Source organism: Collimonas fungivorans, assembly GCF_028292705.1.
In the GTDB taxonomy this organism is placed as follows: domain Bacteria; phylum Pseudomonadota; class Gammaproteobacteria; order Burkholderiales; family Burkholderiaceae_D; genus Collimonas; species Collimonas fungivorans_B.
Genome location: NZ_JAQGLV010000216.1, coordinates 1 through 20,650, shown reverse-complemented (window position 1 = coordinate 20,650; position 20,650 = coordinate 1). Strand labels below are relative to the sequence as shown.

20 protein-coding genes and 1 pseudogene are annotated in these 20,650 nt (G+C 59.6%); 14 read left to right on the top strand and 7 right to left on the bottom strand.

Translation table 11 applies throughout. The features are described from left to right. Positions 1-101: 101 nt before the first annotated feature. From accC to JWQ61_RS12225, 5 genes are all read right to left on the bottom strand, one after another. Entirely contained in the window at positions 102-1,484 is a 1,383-nt protein-coding gene (gene accC, locus JWQ61_RS12245) for an acetyl-CoA carboxylase biotin carboxylase subunit (protein ID WP_304360767.1), read from the bottom strand. A gap of 174 nt (positions 1,485-1,658) precedes the next feature. After that, positions 1,659-2,123, bottom strand: a complete 465-nt coding sequence (gene accB / locus JWQ61_RS12240) for an acetyl-CoA carboxylase biotin carboxyl carrier protein (RefSeq protein ID WP_120237153.1) — start codon at positions 2,121-2,123, stop codon at positions 1,659-1,661. A 106-nt stretch (positions 2,124-2,229) separates the two neighbouring features. Beyond that, on the bottom strand, positions 2,230-2,667 hold the full coding sequence (gene aroQ / locus JWQ61_RS12235; protein ID WP_014004768.1) for a type II 3-dehydroquinate dehydratase: 438 nt from the start codon (positions 2,665-2,667) through the stop codon (positions 2,230-2,232). A 129-nt stretch (positions 2,668-2,796) separates the two neighbouring features. Continuing rightward, on the bottom strand, positions 2,797-3,318 hold the full coding sequence (locus JWQ61_RS12230; RefSeq protein WP_304360766.1) for a TlpA disulfide reductase family protein: 522 nt from the start codon (positions 3,316-3,318) through the stop codon (positions 2,797-2,799). Beyond that, positions 3,318-3,950 carry a hypothetical protein gene (locus JWQ61_RS12225; protein ID WP_304360765.1) on the bottom strand — a complete coding sequence of 211 codons (633 nt, stop codon included), beginning with the start codon at positions 3,948-3,950 and terminating at the stop codon, positions 3,318-3,320. The genes JWQ61_RS12230 and JWQ61_RS12225 overlap by 1 nt, the downstream gene beginning before the upstream one ends. Positions 3,951-4,126: 176 nt before the next feature. Here JWQ61_RS12225 and mpl point away from each other — a divergent pair, with 176 nt between their 5' ends. From mpl to corA, 8 genes are all read left to right on the top strand, one after another. Then, positions 4,127-5,521 (top strand): UDP-N-acetylmuramate:L-alanyl-gamma-D-glutamyl-meso-diaminopimelate ligase, encoded by a 1,395-nt coding sequence (gene mpl, locus JWQ61_RS12220; protein WP_304360764.1) that lies wholly within the window; start codon positions 4,127-4,129, stop codon positions 5,519-5,521. Next, positions 5,518-6,120, top strand: a complete 603-nt coding sequence (locus tag JWQ61_RS12215; RefSeq protein ID WP_304360763.1) for a YqiA/YcfP family alpha/beta fold hydrolase — start codon at positions 5,518-5,520, stop codon at positions 6,118-6,120. Before mpl ends, JWQ61_RS12215 begins: the two co-directional genes overlap by 4 nt. Further along, positions 6,120-6,809, top strand: coding sequence for a chorismate lyase (locus tag JWQ61_RS12210; protein WP_304360762.1), 690 nt, complete (start codon positions 6,120-6,122; stop codon positions 6,807-6,809). The genes JWQ61_RS12215 and JWQ61_RS12210 overlap by 1 nt, the downstream gene beginning before the upstream one ends. Positions 6,810-6,817: 8 nt before the next feature. After that, the gene (locus tag JWQ61_RS12205) at positions 6,818-8,917 is read left to right on the top strand and encodes a ribonuclease catalytic domain-containing protein (protein WP_304360761.1); all 2,100 of its coding nucleotides are present in this window, start codon (positions 6,818-6,820) and stop codon (positions 8,915-8,917) included. Positions 8,918-9,025: 108 nt separating this feature from the next. Next, positions 9,026-9,925, top strand: a complete 900-nt coding sequence (locus JWQ61_RS12200) for a TonB C-terminal domain-containing protein (RefSeq protein ID WP_304360760.1) — start codon at positions 9,026-9,028, stop codon at positions 9,923-9,925. Beyond that, positions 9,922-10,758, top strand: a complete 837-nt coding sequence (gene aroE / locus JWQ61_RS12195; protein WP_304360759.1) for a shikimate dehydrogenase — start codon at positions 9,922-9,924, stop codon at positions 10,756-10,758. Before JWQ61_RS12200 ends, aroE begins: the two co-directional genes overlap by 4 nt. A gap of 29 nt (positions 10,759-10,787) precedes the next feature. Next, the gene (gene mtgA / locus JWQ61_RS12190) at positions 10,788-11,483 is read left to right on the top strand and encodes a monofunctional biosynthetic peptidoglycan transglycosylase (protein ID WP_041741239.1); all 696 of its coding nucleotides are present in this window, start codon (positions 10,788-10,790) and stop codon (positions 11,481-11,483) included. A gap of 99 nt (positions 11,484-11,582) precedes the next feature. After that, entirely contained in the window at positions 11,583-12,548 is a 966-nt protein-coding gene (gene corA, locus JWQ61_RS12185) for a magnesium/cobalt transporter CorA (RefSeq protein WP_304360758.1), read from the top strand. Positions 12,549-12,587: 39 nt separating this feature from the next. On the opposite strand, the gene hemL is transcribed toward corA, so the two are convergent. Then, positions 12,588-13,871 carry a glutamate-1-semialdehyde 2,1-aminomutase gene (gene hemL / locus JWQ61_RS12180; RefSeq protein ID WP_304360768.1) on the bottom strand — a complete coding sequence of 428 codons (1,284 nt, stop codon included), beginning with the start codon at positions 13,869-13,871 and terminating at the stop codon, positions 12,588-12,590. Positions 13,872-13,965: 94 nt separating this feature from the next. Beyond that, the gene (locus tag JWQ61_RS12175; RefSeq protein WP_304360757.1) at positions 13,966-14,817 is read right to left on the bottom strand and encodes a hydroxymethylpyrimidine/phosphomethylpyrimidine kinase; all 852 of its coding nucleotides are present in this window, start codon (positions 14,815-14,817) and stop codon (positions 13,966-13,968) included. A gap of 98 nt (positions 14,818-14,915) precedes the next feature. Between JWQ61_RS12175 and JWQ61_RS12170 the strand changes: the two genes are divergently transcribed. The 6 genes and pseudogenes from JWQ61_RS12170 to JWQ61_RS12145 all read left to right on the top strand — a co-directional run. Further along, positions 14,916-15,068, top strand: a complete 153-nt coding sequence (locus tag JWQ61_RS12170; protein ID WP_038495022.1) for a rubredoxin — start codon at positions 14,916-14,918, stop codon at positions 15,066-15,068. A 160-nt stretch (positions 15,069-15,228) separates the two neighbouring features. Next, positions 15,229-15,645: a PleD family two-component system response regulator gene (locus JWQ61_RS12165; RefSeq protein WP_304360756.1), complete on the top strand. Its 417-nt coding sequence runs from the start codon at positions 15,229-15,231 to the stop codon at positions 15,643-15,645. A 79-nt stretch (positions 15,646-15,724) separates the two neighbouring features. Further along, a complete protein-coding gene (locus JWQ61_RS12160) occupies positions 15,725-16,090 on the top strand; it encodes a PleD family two-component system response regulator (RefSeq protein ID WP_041742982.1) in 366 nt (121 codons plus the stop codon). A 63-nt stretch (positions 16,091-16,153) separates the two neighbouring features. Beyond that, positions 16,154-16,744 carry a chemotaxis protein CheW gene (locus tag JWQ61_RS12155; protein ID WP_304360755.1) on the top strand — a complete coding sequence of 197 codons (591 nt, stop codon included), beginning with the start codon at positions 16,154-16,156 and terminating at the stop codon, positions 16,742-16,744. Positions 16,745-16,811: 67 nt separating this feature from the next. Continuing rightward, a complete protein-coding gene (locus tag JWQ61_RS12150; RefSeq protein ID WP_304360754.1) occupies positions 16,812-19,190 on the top strand; it encodes a methyl-accepting chemotaxis protein in 2,379 nt (792 codons plus the stop codon). 162 nt (positions 19,191-19,352) lie between these two features. After that, positions 19,353-20,650 (top strand): annotated as a pseudogene (locus JWQ61_RS12145) (hybrid sensor histidine kinase/response regulator); the annotation flags it as partial.

Below are 20,650 nucleotides of genomic sequence, written 5' to 3'. Positions count from 1 at the left end.
TCAGACAGCGTTTCGGCGTCGCTCAGGGCAACTTCAATAACAATTTCGGTCCAGCTCATCAGATGCCTTACTGTGTAATGGAGACTCCCTGAAGGGAATCCTTATTTCTTTGCCGCTTTATCCGTTTCCTTGGCCACTACCGGCCGCTCGGCCAGTTTGTGTTCCAGATAGTGGATGTTGGTGCCGCCTTCGATGAAACGGGCGTCGATCATCAGTTCACGGTGCAGCTGGATGTTGGTTTGAATCCCTTCCACCACCATCTCGGACAGGGCGATCTGCATCCGCCTGATCGCCTGCTCACGGGTGGAACCGTAAGAGATCACCTTGCCGACCATCGAATCATAATGCGGCGGCACGAAATAGCCAGCGTAGGCATGGGAATCGACCCGGATGCCAGGACCGCCAGGCGCATGCCACGACAGGATCTTGCCTGGCGACGGCGTGAACTTGAACGGATCTTCGGCATTGATGCGGCATTCGATGGCGTGGCCGGAGAGCTGGATATCGCGCTGGCGGAAGCGCAGTTTTTCACCGGCGGCGATACGGATCTGTTCCTGCACGATGTCGATGCCGGTGATCATTTCGGTGATCGGGTGTTCAACCTGGACCCGGGTGTTCATTTCGATGAAGTAGAACTCGCCGTTTTCATACAGGAATTCAAAAGTGCCGGCGCCGCGGTAATCCATCTTGCGGCAAGCTTCGGCGCAACGGTCGCCGATTTTTTCGATGACCTTGCGCGGGATGCCCGGCGCCGGCGCTTCTTCGATCACTTTCTGGTGGCGGCGCTGCATGGAGCAATCGCGCTCACCCAGCCAGACTGCGTTCTTGAACTGGTCGGCCAGGATCTGGATTTCCACGTGGCGCGGATTTTCCAGGTACTTCTCCATATACACTTCCGGATTGCCGAACGCGGCGCCGGCTTCGGTCTTGGTCATGGTCACCGCATTGGCCAGCGCCGCTTCGGTGTGCACCACGCGCATGCCGCGCCCGCCGCCGCCGCCGGCCGCCTTGATGATGACCGGGTAGCCGATCTTGCGCGCAATCTTGACGATTTCCTTCGGATCATCCGGCAACGCGCCTTCCGAGCCGGGCACGCAGGGCACGCCGGCGCGGATCATGGCTTGTTTGGCCGATACTTTATCGCCCATCAGGCGGATGTTCGCCGGCCGCGGGCCGATGAAAACAAAACCTGACTGTTCTACCCGCTCAGCGAAATCGGCGTTTTCGGACAAGAAGCCGTAGCCTGGGTGGATGGCCTCGGCGTCGGTGACTTCAGCTGCGCTGATGATGGCCGGCATGTTGAGGTAGCTCAGGCTGGACGGCGCCGGCCCGATACAGACCGATTCGTCCGCCAGTTTCACATACTTGGCGTCACGGTCTGCCTCGGAATGGACCATGACGGTCTTGATGCCCATTTCACGGCAGGCGCGTTGGATGCGCAAGGCGATTTCGCCGCGGTTGGCGATAAGGATTTTTTCAAACATAGTAATTGGTATATGCGTCGCTAAGAGTTAAGCGTTATCAAGCATTGGGTTGACAATGCGGCCTTCGTGCAAAGGCCCGCACTGGCAACCAGAACGGCGGGACCCGGATGAGCGGATGCCGCCGTGCAGGCTACTCGGTAGTTCTCTCGGTACAGATCGCTCGGTACAAATCTATCAACCAATGATGAACAGCGGCTGGCCGAATTCGACCGGCTGGCCGTTTTCCACCAGTATCTTCTTCACTACGCCGGAAGCGTCGGCTTCGATTTCATTGAGCAGTTTCATCGCTTCGATGATGCACAGCGTGCCGCCTTCCTTGATTTCCGAGCCGATTTCGACAAATGCCGGCGAACCGGGCGCCGATGAGCGGTAGAAGGTGCCGACCATAGGCGATTTGACGATATGGCCTTCCGGTACGGCGGCCACTTCTACCGGCGCCGCGGCAGCCACTGGCGCCGGTGCGGCTACCTGGTACTGGGCCGGATGCTGGTGTTGCGGTTGCATCATGACAACCTGGTTTTGCTGGGATGCAGACGACTTGACGATACGGACCTTGCTTTCGCCTTCCGTCACTTCCAGCTCTTCGATGTCTGATTCAGCGACGAGGTCGATCAGCGTTTTGAGTTTTCTCAAATCCATATGCAATCCTTCAGAATAAATAATGAAAAGCTATTTTCGTTTTTATGACACGCAATCCGGCGCTGCAAAGGGATCTGCAAACGCCGCGCTGCTGCAAGATTATCAACTAGAGTTTCTTAATGGCAAAATCAATTGCTGCATGATAGCCATCCACGCCTAAACCGCAAATGACTCCCACAGCGACATCCGATAAATAGGAATGATGTCGAAACGCTTCTCGCTGGTGGATATTCGAGATGTGGACCTCGACAAAACGGATTGCCACTCCGCTCAATGCGTCGCGCAGGGCGACGCTGGTGTGCGTGAGCCCGCCCGGGTTGATCACAATGGCGTCGACGCCTTCTGCCTTGGCCGCATGGATGCGGTCTATCAGGGCGCCTTCGTGATTGCTTTGGAAGTGCTCAAGCCGGGCCCCAGCGGCAGTTGCCTGGACCCGAGCTGCTTGTTCGATATCGCTCAGCGAGGTCGAACCGTAGACTTCTGGCTCTCTTGTACCCAGCAAATTCAGGTTGGGTCCGTTGAGTAGAAGTATATTTTTTGCCATGGAGATGGTGCTCCGTTTGACGACGATGGCCGCATTTTGCCGTCAAATGACGTTGACTGGCAAGGGGAAATTTGTTTCTGTGAAATTTCAGTCTGGCATTGTTAAATGTTTTTGCAGTAAGTTTTCATCTTATAGCAATGCCAAGTCTTTTCGCAATTCGTCGAATTTGATGCTGCCCAGGTACATTTTTTTCACTGCGCCATCGCGGCCGATCAAGACGGTGAAAGGCAGGCCGCCGCTCTGGTTGCCGAACTGCCGCAGCAGCGCGGTGGCGCCGGTACCCGCTACATACAAAGGGTAGGAGATTTTGTATTTGTCGGCAAATTTTGCGATGTTATCGGCAGAATCGATGCCGATGCCTACAACCTGAATGTTTTTGGCCGCTATTTCGGTTTGCAGGGCATTCAGTTCCGGCATCTCTTCCACGCAGGGTGCGCACCAGGTTGCCCAGAAATTGACGACCAGGGGTTTGCCTTTCCACTGCGACAAGGCGCTGGCCTTACCGCTGGCATCAGGCATTTCCTGGGCCAGCAGGGCCGCTACCGCCACGCTTTCCGGCGCTGCCGAGGTATGTCGTTGCATGCCAAAATAAACGCCGATCGCGCAAAATAGGATGGCGATCGGCACAAATACCAATATATTTCTTTTCATCAATCTTCTTCTTTATCGATCAGGGCGAGTACGGTATTCAGGTCGGCCCGTTTGCCGGACGCGGCCCTGATACTACCGCGCAAATCGTCGGTTTCATATAGGGTCAGATGCAGGCCCTCTTTCTTATACATGAAACTCAGGGTTTCTACCGGGTCATTATTACCGCTGGTTTTAAGCGGCGGGCTGCTGGACACTTCGAATTGCACATTCTTGTTAAAAAGGAAAATTTCTACATCTTTGGGGCTGTCGACAAACAAATGCAAATAGATGTCCGAATGCTCGCCGGCAGTGCCGTTGAGGACTGCGCCGGTAAGATAGGGATTGAATTGCACCAGTTCGGCCATGATTTCCGCAGCAATCTTGCGTAAATGCAAGAGCCGTGCCGGTTGCGTGCCGGCAAAGAACAATTCGTTATATATACGGACTTCTTCTTCGATCTGGGCGTTATCGGGCAGGAAGTCGCCACGAGCTTTGCCCCCGCCACGTTTGCCGCCGACGCACAGTTCCACCGCCTTGCGTTTGGCGGTGCCATAGTCGGCGCCGTCTTCGGCAATCATGCGGGCCGCCGCGGCGGCAATTTCCGCGCGCAGCTGTTCTAGTTCAGGTGAGAGATTGGATGCCATGAGCGGCATGATAAATCGATTTCCCTGCCGGCGTCATGCCGCCCCTCGAATACGGAACTAAGCGGAATCCGAAACTGCCGCCGGGTTTTCCCTACATGTCACTTTTTCCTGGCGCGGCTACCGGGTGCAGCAGCCGCTCAGGTAAAATCACGGTAATCCTCTTTTCAGCATAGTGAAATTCAAGAATGCATATTCATATCCTTGGCATCTGCGGCACCTTTATGGGCGGTTTGGCAGTGCTGGCCAAACAGGCCGGGCATAAAGTCACCGGCTGCGACGCCAATGTGTACCCGCCGATGAGCACCCAGCTGGAAGCACAGGGAATCAGCCTGATCCAGGGTTTCGGCGTGGAACAGACGGCCTTGCAGCCGGATTTGTACGTGATCGGCAACGTGGTGGTGCGCGGCAATCCCTTGATGGAAGAAATCCTGAACCGTGGCCTGCCTTATGTCTCCGGGCCGCAATGGATAGGCGAGCACATCCTGCGCGACAAGTGGGTGCTGGCGGTAGCCGGCACCCATGGCAAGACCACCACCTCCGCCATGCTGGCCTGGATCCTGGAGGACGCCGGCTACGATCCGGGTTTCCTGATCGGCGGCGTGCCGATGAACTTTGGCATCTCGGCGCGTTTGTCGGGTAAAGAGGGTGCAACACCATCATCGTTCTTTGTCATCGAAGCCGATGAGTACGACACGGCATTTTTCGATAAACGCAGCAAATTCGTCCATTACCACGCCAAGACCGCGATCCTGAACAACCTGGAATACGACCACGCCGACATTTTTCCCGACTTGGCGGCGATCGAAACCCAGTTCCATCACCTGGTGCGCACCATCCCGGGCGTCGGCCGGCTGGTCGTCAATGCCCGCGAACCGGCATTGCAGCGGGTGCTGGACCGCGGCTGCTGGAGCGAAAAGGAATTTTTCGGCGGCGATCGGCAAGGCTGGGCTTTGTACACACAGGACAACGGCCATTTTGAAGTCAGCTTCAATGGCCAGCCGCAGGGCACGGTGCAATGGGAGCTGAGCGGCGAACATAACCGCATGAACGCCCTGGCTGCGATTGCCGCCGCCCGCCATGTCGGCGTGCCGCCGGCCCAGGCCATTGACACCTTGTCCCGTTTTGAAAATGTGAAGCGCCGCATGGAATTGCGCGGCACGGTGCGCGAGATTGCGGTGTACGACGATTTTGCCCACCATCCGACCGCCATCGCCACCACGGTTGCCGGCCTGCGCAAGAAAGTCGGCGCGGCGCGCATCCTGGCGGTGCTGGAACCACGTTCGAATACGATGAAGCTGGGCGCCATGAAAGAAGCGCTGCCGGGCAGCCTGGATGAGGCCGACCTGGTGTTCGGTTATGGCGCCAGCGGAACCGGCAAGGATGCGCTGGACTGGGACCTGGCCGCGGCGCTGCAGCCCTTGGGCGCCAAAGCGAGTACTTACCACGAGCTCGACCAGCTGGTGGCGGCGATAGCCAAGGCCGCCAGGCCGGGCGACCAGGTGCTGGTGATGAGCAACGGCGGTTTCGGCGGCGTCCATCAAAAGATTCTTGCGGCACTGTCCTTGTCTGGTTCGCAATGATTCTGTACCTGCACGGCTTCCGCTCGTCGCCGCAATCGTTCAAGGCGCGCTTGCTGGCTGAGCGCATGCAGCAGCTGGGAAGGGCGGCCGAATACCGGTGTCCGCAACTGCCTGCCTCGCCGGCAGCCGCGATCGCCCTGGCGCAGGACTGCATCAGGGACTGTGACCCGGCCGCACTGACCCTGGTCGGTTCATCGCTCGGCGGTTATTACGCCACCTGGCTGGCCGAGCAGCTCGGCTGCCGCGCGGTGCTGCTGAATCCGGCGGTCAAGCCGCCGCGCGACCTGGAAAAATATGTCGGCGTCAGCACCCAATACCATTCCGACCAGCCGTTTGAATTCAAGCGCGAGTACATCGCCGAGCTGCAGGCGTTGCAGATCGACCGGATCACCAGGCCGCAGCGCTATTTCCTGATAGCCGCCACCGGCGACGAAGTGCTGGACTGGCAGGAAATGGTAGGCCATTACCCGCAAGCCAGGCAACAGGTGATCCAAGGCAGCGACCACGGCATCAGCGAGTTCGCCGAATATGCCGACGCGGTGCTGGCATTTTGCGGAATTGCCGTCGCTGATGGACCTGCACCGGCTGCGAGCACCTGATGCCGCGCTCCCGCACCTACGCCAAATGGCATGACCATGCCAATGGCGTCCATCCTTCCGATAATCTGCGCGACTGGCTGACCGACCGCGTCTCGCTGACCTACAAGCTGATGGCGCACTGCCAGCAGTTCCGGGTCCAGCGCCTGCGCCAGCAGCGCGCGCTGTGCCTGGCCGACGAGTGGCAAAGGATAGAGCTGCCGCGCCGCCTGCAGGTGCAGGAACGGGATGTCTTGCTGCGCTGCGACGACCGTCCGATGGTGCTGGGGCACACGGTGGTGGCGCTGGATGCCACCACCACCGAATGGCCGTTCTTCAGTACACTGGGTGAGCGCTCACTAGGCACCACGCTATTCGGCGACCCGCTGGTGGCGCGCGGACAGCTGCAGTTTGCCCGCCTCGATCACGATCATCCGCTGGTGCAGCGCATGTGCGCCGCCACCGGCGCCGGCGGTTTTGCCTATCCTTTGTGGGCCAGGCGCTCAACCTTCCGCCGCAAAACCGGCGTAATGCTGGTGACAGAAGTATTTTTCCCCGAGATCGAACAATTGCGCAGGGCGCGGCCGGATCCGAAGGCGATGGCATCGCTGGCCGCTCCAGGTTTTTCCCGGCAGATTGTTCCGGCCTATCAACAACATTCATTTGACGCTGCGGCACAGCTGGCAGCGGTATCATCAGGAATCCACAAGTAAAGTATGCAATGAATCTATTTTTTGAAGAGTCCGGGGACTTTAAAGCAGGTGTTGTGCTGTCGCAGCAAGGCGAGGCCTATCAGGTCGAACTGCAGTCGGGCAAACGCAGCAAGGTCAAATCCAAGGATGTGCTGTTGCAATTCACCGCGCCGACGCCGCAACAGCTGCTGGAAGAAGCGCAGCAGATCGCGCAAGGGATAGAGCTCGATTTCCTGTGGGAAGTCGCGGGCCAGGAAGAATTCGGTTTTGCCGAGCTGGGTGCGGAATATTTTGGTCATGCGCCGTTGCCGGCCGAAGCCGCAGGTTTGCTGCTGAGCCTGCACACGGCGCCGATCTATTTTTATAAAAAGGGCAAGGGCCGTTACAAGGCGGCGCCGGAAACCTCGCTGAAAGCGGCTCAGGCCGGCATCGAAAAGAAAAAGCAGCAAGCCTTGGTGCAGGCCGAATACGTTGCGCAGCTGAAGGCCGGGCAACTGCCGGAAGTGATGAGGCCGCTGGCGCTGCAGCTGCTGTTCAAGCCGGACAAGAACAGCATCGAATACAAGGCGTTGGAAGCCGCCTGTAATGAATTGCAGACCTCGCCGCAGCGCCTGATGCTGACGGTAGGCGGCATCGCCTCACCGAAGCAATTGCATCTCTCCAGGTTCCTGCTGGAATTTTTCCCCAAGGGTTCCGGTTTTCCCAAGATCGTCATTCCAGCGGTAGCGGATTTGCCGCTGGCGCCGGTGCAGGCATTTTCCATTGACGATGTCACTACTACCGAAATCGACGACGCCTTGTCGGTGCAGACGCTGGCGGACGGCAAGGTGCGGGTCGGGATCCATATCGCGGCGCCGGGCCTGGGCATCAAGCGCGGCGACGCGCTGGATGCGATCGCGCGCCAGCGCATGTCGACCGTGTATATGCCGGGCGACAAGATCACCATGCTGCCGGACGAGCTAGTCGAAGCCTTCACCCTGGCCGAAGGCAAGAACTGCCCGGCGCTGTCCTTGTACGCCACCCTCGATCCTGCCGACTGGAGCCTGGTCAGCACCGAGACCAAGGCCGAACTGGTGCCGATTTCAGCCAACCTGCGCCACAACACGCTGGACGAACTGGTGACCGAGGACAATCTCGCCAACGACGCCGGCGAGTATCCGCACAAGGCCGACATCGCCTTGTTGTGGAAATGGATACAAGTCCTGGAGCAGGGCCGCATGGCCAAGCGCGAAAGCTTCGGCTTGCGGCCTGAACAGAACAACCGCGTCGATTTCAACTTCTACGTGGAAGACGAGGTAGTCACCATCGCCCGCCGCAAGCGCGGTGCGCCGCTCGACAAGATCGTGGCGGAACTGATGATCTTCGCCAACAGCAGCTGGGGCAAGCTGATGTCCGACCACGGCGTGCCGGGCATCTACCGGGCGCAGGGCGGAGGCAGCGGCGGCTGGGCCGCCAAGATGCAGGTGCGCATGGTGACCCACGCGGCGCCGCATCAAGGGCTGGGAGTCGACCAGTACGCCTGGAGCACCTCGCCCTTGCGCCGGTATACCGACCTGGTCAACCAGTGGCAGATCCTGGCTTGCGTCGAAGGCGGGGTCGCTGCGCCCTTGGTAGCGCCATTCAAGCCGCGCGATGCCGATCTGTTCGCCATCGTATCCGGCTTCGACGCCGCTTATTCGGGTTATGGCGACTTCCAGTCGAACATGGAGCGCTACTGGTGCTTACGCTGGCTGGGCCAGGAACAGGCGCAGCATGGAACGCGCCAGGTCGAGGCGGCGGTGCTGAAGGACGAAATCCTGCGCCTGGCCGAGATCCCGCTGATCATCAAATTGCCAGGCATGCAACAGCTGGCGCGCGGCACCCAGGTCAAGCTGGACATCCTGCGCTGGGATGAGGTCGAGCTGACGGTCGAGGCGCGCTTGCTGGAAGTCTCTGCGGCGCCCAGCACTGAGGCCCAGCAGCTGGAGCCGGAGGACGAAGAGGAAATTTCGGAAGAGCTGGATGCGGCAATGGACATGCCGCATGAGACGACGCATGAGACAGAGGAAGCGCCATCGGAGGATCCGGTGGGCGATGCGGCCGCCGAGCCCGGGAGCGCCATCGAGGAGATCAAGCCACTAACGGAATGAACTCTCGCGGCAAGCGGAAGAAAGCGACGGTAAATTTCCCGTAGGCATCTCTCTGCACCTCTCTTTGCCGTAGAATCCCTCTTTTTTATAGCCACTTTTAGCTCACGCGTGAAATCCTTTTTCCAAAATCGAATCCTGGTCGGCGCCATTGCGGCGTCGGTATTGGCGCATGCGGGGCTGCTGGCGGTGCGTTTTGCCGCGCCGGAAGCGTTCAGGCTGAAACCTACCGACCCGTTGCTGGAAGTGATCCTGGTCAATGCCAAGCACAACACCAAGCCGGTCAAGGCGGAGGCGCTGGCGCAAGCCAACCTGGACGGCGGCGGCAATGCTGATGCCGGCCGCGCCAAGTCGCCGCTGCCCGACATGCGCAAGTCGGAAGACGGCGACAACGTGCAGGCCACCAGGCGCCGGATCGAACAGCTGGAACAGCAGCAGCAACAGATGCTGGCGCAGATGCGCAAGGAAACGCCGCTGAAGATGCCGGTCATGGACCTCAACGACAAGGCCAGCGACAACACGCCGCAGCCTAGCGGCCGCGACATGGTCGAGAGCGCCAAGGCGATTGCCCGCAAGGAAGCGGAAATCGCCAAGAATATCGACGATTACAACAAGCGGCCGAAAAAGACGCAGATTACGCCGAGCACCCGTGCCGTCGGTTACGCCGCCTATTACAAATCGTTCCAGGACAAGGTTGAAAAACTGGGCACGCTGAATTTTCCGAAAAAGAACGGCCGCAACCTGTATGGACGGCTGGTGGTGTACATTCCGATTTACCAGGACGGTTCGTTGTACACCAGGGAGGGCGGCCCCCGGATCGAGCGCGGCTCAGGCAATCCCGAGCTGGATCGCGCCACCCTGAAAATCATTGAGCGCTCCGCTCCGTTCGGACGTTTCCCCGAGAACATGCGCAGCAGCGGCAAAGATGATGTGTGGGAAGTGATCTCCACTTTCGAATTCACTCGTGAAGGCGTGCTCGAAGCGCAACTGATGGGGGGAGCTAACCAGTGACGGCAAAGATAACCGCGGCTTACGTAGTGATCGGCAATCCGATTGCGCACAGCAAGTCGCCCGACATCCACGCCCACTTTGCCGCCCAGACTGGCCAAGACATGGGTTATGCACGCTTGCTGGCGCCGCTCGACGGCTTTGTCGCAGCAGTGCAGGAATTCATCGGGCAGGGCGGCCGCGGCGCCAACGTCACCGTGCCGTTCAAGCTGGAAGCTTATGCGCTGGCGAGCAGCCTGACCCCTCGGGCGCAGGCTGCCGGCGCCGTGAACACCTTGAAATTCGACGGCGGCGACATACTCGGCGATAACACCGACGGCGTCGGCCTGGTCACCGATATCATGGACAATGCCGGCTTCGACCTGGCGCATAAAAAAATCCTGCTGCTGGGCGCCGGCGGCGCGGCGCGCGGCGTCTTGCTGCCGCTGCTGGAGCGCCAGCCGGCGCAACTGACGATTGCCAACCGCACCGCGGCCAAGGCGCAGCAGCTGGTGCAGCAGTTCCAGCCATACAGCGGCGCCGACGGCATATTGAGCGCCTGCGGTTTTGCCGAAGCAACGCAGCAGTACGACCTGGTGATCAACGCCACCTCCGCCAGCCTGCAGGCAGAGCTGCCGCCGCTGGCCGCCAGCGTATTCGGTCCGGCGACGCTGGCCTACGACATGATGTACGGCCCTCAGCCGACCATATTCATGCAGTTTGCCGCCAGCCATGGGGCCCGGGTGCGCGACGGGCTAGGCATGCTGGTGGAACAGGCGGCGGAATCGTTTTTTATCTGGCGCGGGGTGCGGCCACGCACTGATGCGGTATTTGCCGCCTTGCGCGCGCAGCTTTAAGTTCAGTTAATCATTTGCAGGGAACGGGGATGAAGTCAGTCGGCACGCTTTTGTTGCGCTTATGTATGCTGCTGATTGCGGCCGTCCTGCTGCTGCAGCTGTATTTTTTCCTGCAGATCGGCTGGTGGGTCGATCACAATCCGAGCTCCACCAGTTTCATGCGGCACCGCTTGTCGGAGTTGCATGAAACCGTGCCTGACGCCCAGCTGCAATTCAAATGGGTGCCGTACGCGCGCATCTCGAATAACCTGAAGCGCGCCATCATCGCCTCGGAAGACGCCAATTTCTCCGAGCATGACGGCGTCGACTGGGATGCCCTGCAGCAGGCCTACGAAAAAAACACCAAGAAGGGCAAGGTGGTGCGCGGCGGTTCCACCATCACGCAGCAGCTCGCGAAAAACCTGTTCTTGTCCGGCGAGCGCAGTTACCTGCGCAAGGGGCAGGAGCTGGTCATTACCTACATGCTCGAGTTCTGGATGGACAAGGAACGCATATTCGAAATCTACCTGAACGTGGTGGAATGGGGCAACGGTGTGTTCGGCGCCGAGGCTGCGGCCCAGCATTATTTCAGGACTTCTGCCAGCAACCTTGGCGCCAGCCAGGCCGCACGGCTGGCGGTGATGCTGCCGAAGCCGCGTTTCTACGACAAGAACCGCGGCTCGGCTTACCTGTCGCAGCGCACCGGCCTGATTTTACGGCGCATGGGATCGGCTGAATTGCCTTAATATACGCCCTGTCAGAAGTTGTTTAATTTGCAGCGTATTCCCGTTGTCGGGACGCAAGAAACTGAAAAGCAACTTCCCTGAAAAACAGTCGAGGTAAGCATGATCAATGTATTTGTTTTGCAAAACGGCCGCCTCAACCAGGTCAACATCGAGAGCCACAGCGATCTCGAGAAAGTGCAGCCGGTATGGGTCGACCTGACCGAACCGAACGACCAGGAGCGGGCCTGGGTCAAGAGTATCTACGGCGTGACCTTGCCGGGTGAAGACGAGGTCAAGGATATCGAGGCGTCCGCCCGTTATTACGAAGCCGAAAACGGCGACCTGCACCTGCGCACCGATTTCCTGTTCGAAGAAGATGACGGTCCGTCATCGACCGTCACGGTCGCCTTTATCCTGGCGCGCAATATCCTGTTTTCAGTGCACGGGGAGGATTTGCCGGTGTTCCGCCTGGTGCGCATGCGCGCGCGCTCGCGGCCGGGCTCTATCGGCGATTACAAGGACGTATTGCTGGACCTGTACCAGACCGATGCCGAGTACTCCGCCGACGCCCTGGAGGGCGTATACAAGCAGCTGGACGAGGTCAGCCAGCGCGTGCTGCAAAAGAAACTGACCGACCAGGCTGCGGCCGAAGCCCTGAGCGCCATGGCGCATGAGGAAGACTTGAACGGCCGCATCCGGCGCAACATGATGGATACGCGCCGCGCAGTGAGTTTCCTGATGCGCGGCCGCCTGCTGAGCGTCGACCAGTTCGAGGATGCGCGGCAGATCCTGCGCGATATCGAATCGCTGGACGGCCACACCGCTTTCCTGTTCGACAAGATCAACTTCCTGATGGATGCGACGGTCGGTTTCATCAACATCAACCAGAACAAGATCATCAAGATCTTCTCGGTGGCTTCGGTGGCGTTCCTGCCGCCGACCCTGATCGCCAGCATCTACGGCATGAATTTCCGTTTCATGCCGGAGTTTGAGTGGCACATGGGTTATCCGCTGGCGCTGGTGCTGATGGTGGCTTCGGCGATCACGCCGTTCTGGTATTTCCGCCGGCGCGGCTGGCTGAACTGAGAATGGACAGCGAGGCGGGAAACCGCCCCGCATGCAGGGTTAAACCAGCTGTGCAAATGCGCCGCGCGCGGCGGCGATGGTGGCTTCGATCACTGCGTCGTCGTGCTGCGCCGATACAAAACCTGCTTCGAACGCCGACGGCGCCAGGTACACGCCGGCGTCCAGCATGGCATGGAAGAATTTGTTGAACAGGTCCTTGTTGGACGCCATCACGGTCGCATAACTATCCGGCACCGCCGCCGCAAAATACAGGCCGAACATGCCGCCGATGGCATCGCCGCTGAAAGTGACGCCGGCTTCTTTCGCCGCCGCGCTCAGGCCGTTGACCAGTTTGCTGGTCTGGGTCCCCAACCTGGTGTAGAAACCGGGCTCCTGGATCAGCTTGAGGGTGCTCATGCCGGCCGCCACTGCCACCGGGTTGCCGGACAGCGTGCCGGCCTGGTACACCGAGCCGAGCGGCGCCATGTGGCCCATCAGGTCGGCGCGGCCGCCAAAGGCCGCCACCGGCAGGCCGCCGCCTATCACCTTGCCGAGCGCGGTGATGTCCGGCTTGATGTCGTACAGCGCTTGCGCGCCGCCCAGCGCCACACGGAAACCGCACATGACTTCATCGAAAATCAATACCGTGCCGTATTGCGTGCACAGGCGGCGCATGGTTTGCAGGAATTCCGGCGTAGCGCGCACCAGGTTCATATTGCCGGCAACCGGCTCGACGATCACGCAGGCGATCTGGTCGCCCATGTCCTTGAAGGCGTCTTCCAGCTGCTGGGCGTTGTTGTAGTCGAGCACCAGGGTGTGCTTGACGAAATCTTCCGGCACCCCGGCCGAAGTTGGATTGCCGAAGGTCAGCAAACCGCTGCCGGCCTTGACCAGCAGCGAATCGGCATGGCCGTGGTAACAGCCTTCGAACTTGACGATCTTGTCGCGGCCGGTGGCGCCGCGCGCCAGGCGCAGTGCGCTCATGGTGGCTTCGGTGCCGCTCGAGACCAGGCGCACCTGTTCTATCGACGGCACCAGCTTGCAGATTTCTTCCGCGATCTCGACTTCGCCCTGGGTCGGCGCACCGAAACTCAGGCCGCGCGCGGCGGCGTCCTGCACTGCCTTGATCACGGTCGGGTGGGCGTGGCCGACAATCGCCGGGCCCCAGGAGCCGATGTAGTCGATATAGCGGCGGTCGTCGGCATCCCAGAAATACGGGCCTTCGGCGCGGGTGATGAAGCGCGGCGTGCCGCCTACCGAACGGAAGGCGCGCACCGGCGAATTGACGCCGCCGGGAGTGGTCAGCTGGGCGCGGGCAAACAGGGTGTCGTTGTTGGAAATCATGTCTTGATCGTCGAAAAATAAGTGTGGAAAGATGCGGTCGCAGATGCCGTGGCAGATGCCGTCGCGCGCCGTGTTTGGCAAATGCACGGAAAAATCAGGAAGCCTCGCCGCCATCCTCGTCACGCCGCTCCAGGCCTTCTTCACGGGCCCAGAAATAGCGGTCCGGGATCAGCTTGCCCATGCCCAGCCGTTGCGCGGCGGTGACTGCCGCCAGGGTGAATTCCTGCGCTTCTGACACCGCTTCCGGCACGTCCAGGCCGTTGGCCAGCATCGCTGCGATCGCCGCCGACAAGGTGGTGCCGGCGCCGCTGAAAGAGCCGGAAATGCGCGGCCAGCTGTCTTGCCGCACCACGCCGGTTTCATTGAACAAGGTGTTGCCGATTTCGGCGGCCGGGGTCGGCGTGCCGGTCACGAACAGATATTCGCAGCCGAGTTCGATGATGCGCATGGCGTCGAGGCTCATCATGTCTTCGGACGAGGGTTCGCGCCAGGTTTCGGCCAGGCGCGCCAGTTCCACTGCCGATACCAGCATCACCGTGGTTTGCGGAACCAGCAGTTCGCGGATCGCGGTCAGCAGGTCTTCGCTGTCTTGTCCCTGATCTGGCATGGCCGATAAAAAAGGGTCTAGAATCAGCGGGATTTCAGGATAATCGGAGACGATCTCGGCGATCACCGAAACGCTTTCGATGCTGCCGACGGCGCCTACCTTGAAGGCGGCCACCGGCATGTCTTCCAGCAGCACGCGCGCCTGGTCAGCCACCCAGTCAGCATCGATCTGCTGGGTGTCTTCGATGCGGGCGGTGTCGCCGATCAGGATCGAGGTGATGACGGACAGGCCGTGGCAACCCATGGCCGAAAAAGTGGCCAGGTCAGCCTGGATGCCGGCGGCGCCGACAGGATCGGCAACGCCGAAGGTCAATATAAGTGGAGAAGTTTGGTTTTGCACGGCGGGTAGATTAAGATATCCGACTTTGCATTTTACTTGATTGAAGGATCACCGCTGTGAGCAATAACGAAACTATCAAAACTGAGTTCAAAACCTGGATGTGTCTGATTTGCGGCTGGGTCTATGACGAAGAGGCCGGTTTGCCGGAAGAAGGCATTGCTCCCGGCACGCTGTGGGACGATGTCCCGATGAACTGGACCTGCCCGGAATGCGGCGCGCGCAAGGAAGACTTTGAAATGGTTGCCATTTAAGCCAAATACCACATTTTCATTGCAGGAATATCAAGTTATCGTCTCAAGTTACAAAATAAATTGAACTTTATGGCTCACCCTTAAGAAACATTGTTCTAAGGAATGTCTTTCTTTGTTACAGTGACGCCGTAGATTTATTTGGATTGAATGAGACGATTTCATGACAACATCACTTGGCGGCGTCAACCTGAAGGTAATGGTAATTGACGATAGCAGCACAATCCGGCGTTCTGCGGAGATTTTCCTGAGCCAGGCTGGGTATCAGGTGGTACTTGCCGAAGACGGCTTCGATGCCTTGGCGAAAGTTAACGATCACAAGCCTGCGCTGATCTTCTGCGACATCCTGATGCCGCGCCTGGATGGCTATCAGACCTGCGCCCTGATCAAGAAGAGCGCCAAATTCCACGCTACGCCGGTGGTCATGCTGTCGTCCAAGGACGGCCTGTTTGACCGCGCGCGCGGCGCCATGGTCGGCTCCGACGAATATCTCACCAAACCGTTTACCAAAGACAGTCTGCTGAAGGCGGTGCGCCAGCACACGCAGACGGCGGACGGTGCCGTCCCGGTTACTGCCTGAAGCAGGGTCTAGAAGCAGGATCCAGAAGCAGGCTGACTGATTTACATCATTTGAAGTACGAAGCAAATAAAGGTTGAACATGCCCATACAGAAGATTCTCATCGTCGACGACTCGCCAACCGAGCGTTATGTCCTGACCGATATCCTGGCGAAGGCCGGCTACTCGGTGTCGACCTCCGAAAACGGCGAAGGCATCCTCGACAAGATCAAGGCTGACAAACCGCAACTGATCCTGATGGATGTGGTGATGCCGGGCCAGAACGGCTTCCAGGTGACGCGCTCGATCACGCGCGACGAGGACACAAAGGATATTCCCATCATCATCTGCAGCAGCAAGGGCCTGGAAACCGACCGTATCTGGGGTTTGCGGCAAGGTGCGCGCGACTACCTGGTGAAACCTATCGATCCCAAGGAACTGCTGGCAAAAATAGCAGCGCTTGGTTAATCGAGCGCTGAATCCAACGTCTCCGGATTTAAACCGAGCTACGCCAAAAGAGCGCCAATCAATATGACCCAATCAAGCTCGCATTTGCCGGCAGAAACATCGCCCACGTCGCTACCCGTCAACAAGGTCGCACTTGACGCTGACTCGCGCCGCAGCCGGCTGCGTGAATTCCAGGCGCACTTGCTGGAGCGGATGCAAGCCGCGCGCAGCGGCAGCGAAGCGCAGGAAAGCCAGCTGGGTCTGCTGATCGGGCAGACCCGGTGGTTGCTGAATTTGCAAGAGGCAGGTGAAATCGTCGCCGTCGACCAGATCTCGCGGGTGCCGCTGACCCACGACTGGTACCTGGGACTGAGCAATGTGCGCGGCACGCTGATCAGCGTGATCGATTTTGCGCGTTTTCAGGGCCATGGGGTGACGCAAATTGACAAGGAATGCCGGATTGTCGCTTTTGCACCATCGTTTTCATTCAACAGCGGCCTGCTGGTTGCCCGCGTCCTGGGCTTGCGCAACGTCGCCCAAATGACCTTGCAAGCCCCGGAATCACTGGATCAGGCAGGCGCCAAACGCTATCTCGACAGTGACTCGCAGCTCTGGACCGAGCTGAGCATGGCCCAGATCTTGCACGACCCTCGTTTTTTACAAGTAGGTTTATGAGTCCCAGGTGCCGTTGCAACAGCGGCGGTACTCGGTGGCAGCGAATTTGCAATTAGGAGATTCTGTAATGGCATTCAAACTACCGTCTTTATCCAAGGCGGCCAAGGAAGAGCAGGGCGAAGCGGGCGATCGTTTCGTGCAGGAAGCATTGATGCATGATCCGGAGCAGACTGTGATGGAAGAGCGTTTCATTCCTGAACCGTCGCCTGCGCCGTTGTTGACGCCGATCGCGGCGCCGCAGCCGGCCGCGGCCCCAGCTCCGACGTTTGCCGCCGCTCCGCGGGAAGCTGTCAATGAATCCGCCGCCGCACCGTCTTTCGCCAGTGCCGCCTCCAGCATTGCCAGCCCCGACTCGTCGCCATTGCCGCTGATCGGCAAACTGCCGCAGCAAAAGCAGATCCGCCTGCTGGTGACCGTGCTGGTCGGCGCCTTGCTGCTGACCATCCTGTTCCTGTGGCTTAGCGCCAAGAGTTCGGCGATGAGCTCGACCCAGACCCAGATCGCCGGCGACGCGCTGATGCACTCGCAGCGTATTGGTAAGGCGACGCCGAATGCGATTCAGGGTAACCCTGAAGCGTTCAAGCAGCTGGCCGACAGCCGCAAGGAATTCAACCAGGACCTGGGCATCTTGAGCAAGGGCGGCGACTACAAGGGTCACGATATCGGCACCCCTAGCGCCACCATGGATTCCAAGCTGGCCGATGTCAGCAAGGTCTGGTCGAATACCGACAAGGCCGCGGACACCATCCTCAAGCTGCAAAAGGAATTGACCAGCTTCGGCGTGACGCTGCAAAAACTGAACGGTATCTCGCCTAACCTGCTCGACTTGTCGGAGCAGATCGCGACGCTGAAAACACAGACTGGCGCTACCCCGCGCGAAATCGCTGCTTCCTCGCAGCTGGTCATGCTGACTCAGCGTCTGGGCCGTAGCGCGAATGAATTCCTGACCTCGGAAGGTGTGAACCCGGAAACCGCGTTCTTGCTGGGCAAGGACACCAATACTTTCCGCGACATCGTCAGCGGCTTCCTGAACGGCAGCGATGTATTGCGCCTGCCGGCCAGCAAGAGCGAAGAAGAACGCAGCAAGCTGACCGAACTGGAAAAGAGCTTTGCCGAATACCAGGAATCGGTGGCATCGATCCTGGGCAACATGCAGAACTTCGTTTCGGCGAAACAATCGGAACAGCTGATCTTTACCGAGAACGAAAACCTCAAGCAACGCCTGGGCGCCTTGCAGGACACCTATCGCGACGCGCAGGACTCGCAAAGCATCTGGTTCTGGCTGATGCTGCTGGCCGCCCTGACTACGCTGCTGGCAGCTGCCGGCATTGCCTGGGTCCAGGTGCAGGATGGACGTCACCGTACCCACGAAGCTGACGTGCGCCGGATGGAAGCGGAAGAACAGCGCCTGCAGGCGATCAAGCAGGAAGAAGATGCAAGTAACGCCAACGACCAGAACCAGGCCGCGATTTTGCGCCTGATGAATGAATTGCAGGAAGTGGCGGACGGTGACTTGACGGTGCAGGCGACGGTGTCGGAAGACATTACCGGCGCGATCGCCGACTCGGTTAACTACACAGTGGAAGAGTTGCGCGGGCTGGTCGGCCGGGTTACCGCCACCGCCCAGCAGGTGACGATCGCGTCGGATCAGGCGCAAAGCATTTCGATCGAACTGCTGGCGGCGTCGCAACGGCAGTCGCGCGATATTCAGGAAACCACGCAAGCGGTCCTGGACATGGCGACCCAGATTACCGACGTGTCCAAATCGGCCAGCGAGTCGGCCGAGGTGGCGCGGCAATCGGTTAGCGCGGCGGAAGAAGGTTCCAAGGCGGTGGAAAACGCGATCTCAGGCATGAATGAAATCCGCGAACACATCCAGGAAACTTCCAAGCGCATCAAGCGGCTGGGTGAATCGTCCCAGGAAATTGGTGAAATCACCGAACTGATTTCCGACATTACCGAGCAGACCAACGTGCTGGCGCTGAATGCGGCGATCCAAGCGGCATCCGCCGGCGAAGCCGGACGCGGATTCTCGGTGGTGGCGGAAGAAGTTCAGCGCCTGGCGGAACGTTCCGGCGCGGCGACCAAGCAGATCGGCGCGCTGGTGCGTACGATTCAGACCGACACCCACGATGCGGTGGTGGCGATGGAGCGTTCGACGCAAGGGGTGGTCGAAGGAGCCAAGCTGTCAGATGCGGCCGGTGCGGCCTTGTCGGACATCCGGCGCGTTTCGAACCGGCTGGCGGAACTGATCCAAAGCATTTCTTCCACTACCGAGCAGCAGGCCAACTCGGCAAACGGCGTGGCTACCAACATTCAAAACATTCTTTCAGTTACCGAAAAAACACGGGAAGGTACACGACAGACAGCCTTGTCGATTCGTGAACTGTCCAAGCTGGCGGAAGATTTGAAGAGCTCGGTATCGCGTTTCCGCGTGACCAATTAATGTGTGGCACCGCGTTTGCTGTCCCGTTTGTTGTTGTTGTTGTTGAATCGGGATCAGCAGGCGCGGCATCCTTTCCCGGGTTTGCGCTGCTGTCGCGTGCTTGGGCGATGGATATGCATCGTGGTCGATTCCCTGGCCACTCCCTGAATCCATGAGGCAGTCATGACCACCGATTTTTCCAGCACCGCTGATTCTGCGCGGACGCATCTTGATACCGGACCGTTGTCATGGGTGATGAGCGAAATCCGCGAGGCGCTGAACCAGTCCGGCGCCGCCCTGGCGCAGGCCGGCGACGTTGCCAGCGACGATTACCTGACAGCGATCCGCCACGCCAAGACCTATCTGCACCAGGCGCACGGCGCTTTGCAGATGGTCGACATCGACGGCGTCACCATCATCACCGAAACGGTTGAAGACATACTCGAACGCGCAGAATCCGGCCATGCCGAGCTGAGCGCGCAACATGTGCAGATTATCGGCAATGCCTACCAGGCGCTGATCGAATACCTGGACGAAGTGCTGGCCGGCGGCAGCCACCAGCCGGTGCGCCTGTTTCCTTATTACCAGGCGCTGCTGGAAATCCGCGGCGCCGAACGCATCCATCCGGCCGACCTGTTTTTCCCCGACCTGACGATCCGCCCGCATTTCCCGGCGGCGGAGCTGGCTGCGGTGGTTGAGGCGGACGTCTACCTGCCATTGCGCAAGCGCTTCGAACGCGCGCTGCTGCCATTCCTGAAAAGCGCCGACAAGGCGATCGAGTTGGAAAACGCCACCGCCATGCAAGGGGTGGTGACGGAAGTCGAACAGATGCAGCGCAACCAGCAATCGCGCGCGTTCTGGTGGGTGATGCATGGTTTTGCCGAAGCAGTCGCCAGCGCGCAGATATCGAACGAGCTCTACGTCAAGCAGCTGTTCGCTCGCATCAACCTGCAGCTGCGGCGCTTGAGCCAGGGTTCGTCGAGCATTTCGGAACGGTTGTTGCGCGATGCCTTGTTTTTTATCGCCGGCATCGAGCAGACATCAAAGCTGGCGACCCAGATCCGCGTCGCTTACCGACTCAACGGCCTGGTGCCGGCCGACTACAGCACACGCCACTACGGCCAGATCAGCCTGGATGCCTTGAGCACTGCCAAGGATCGCCTGGCGCAAGCCAAGAACATGTGGGACCGGCTGGCCAGCGGCGACGCCAGCCCCGCCTCCGCCTTCGAACAGGAAATGCACGGCTTGAGCGAGGCCGGCAGCCGGCTCAACGCGCCGTCGCTGTCCAAGCTGCTGCGCGAACTCAACGGCATTGCTCGCCACGCTGCGCATTCGCGGCCGGGCGATGCGATCTGTATGGAGATCGCCACCAGCCTGCTGTTTATTGAGAACACGCTGAATCACATCAGCCGCCTGCCGGAGAATTTTTCCGAACGCGCCGATGCGATGACGGCGCGCCTGCTGTCGGTAGTGTCCGGCGA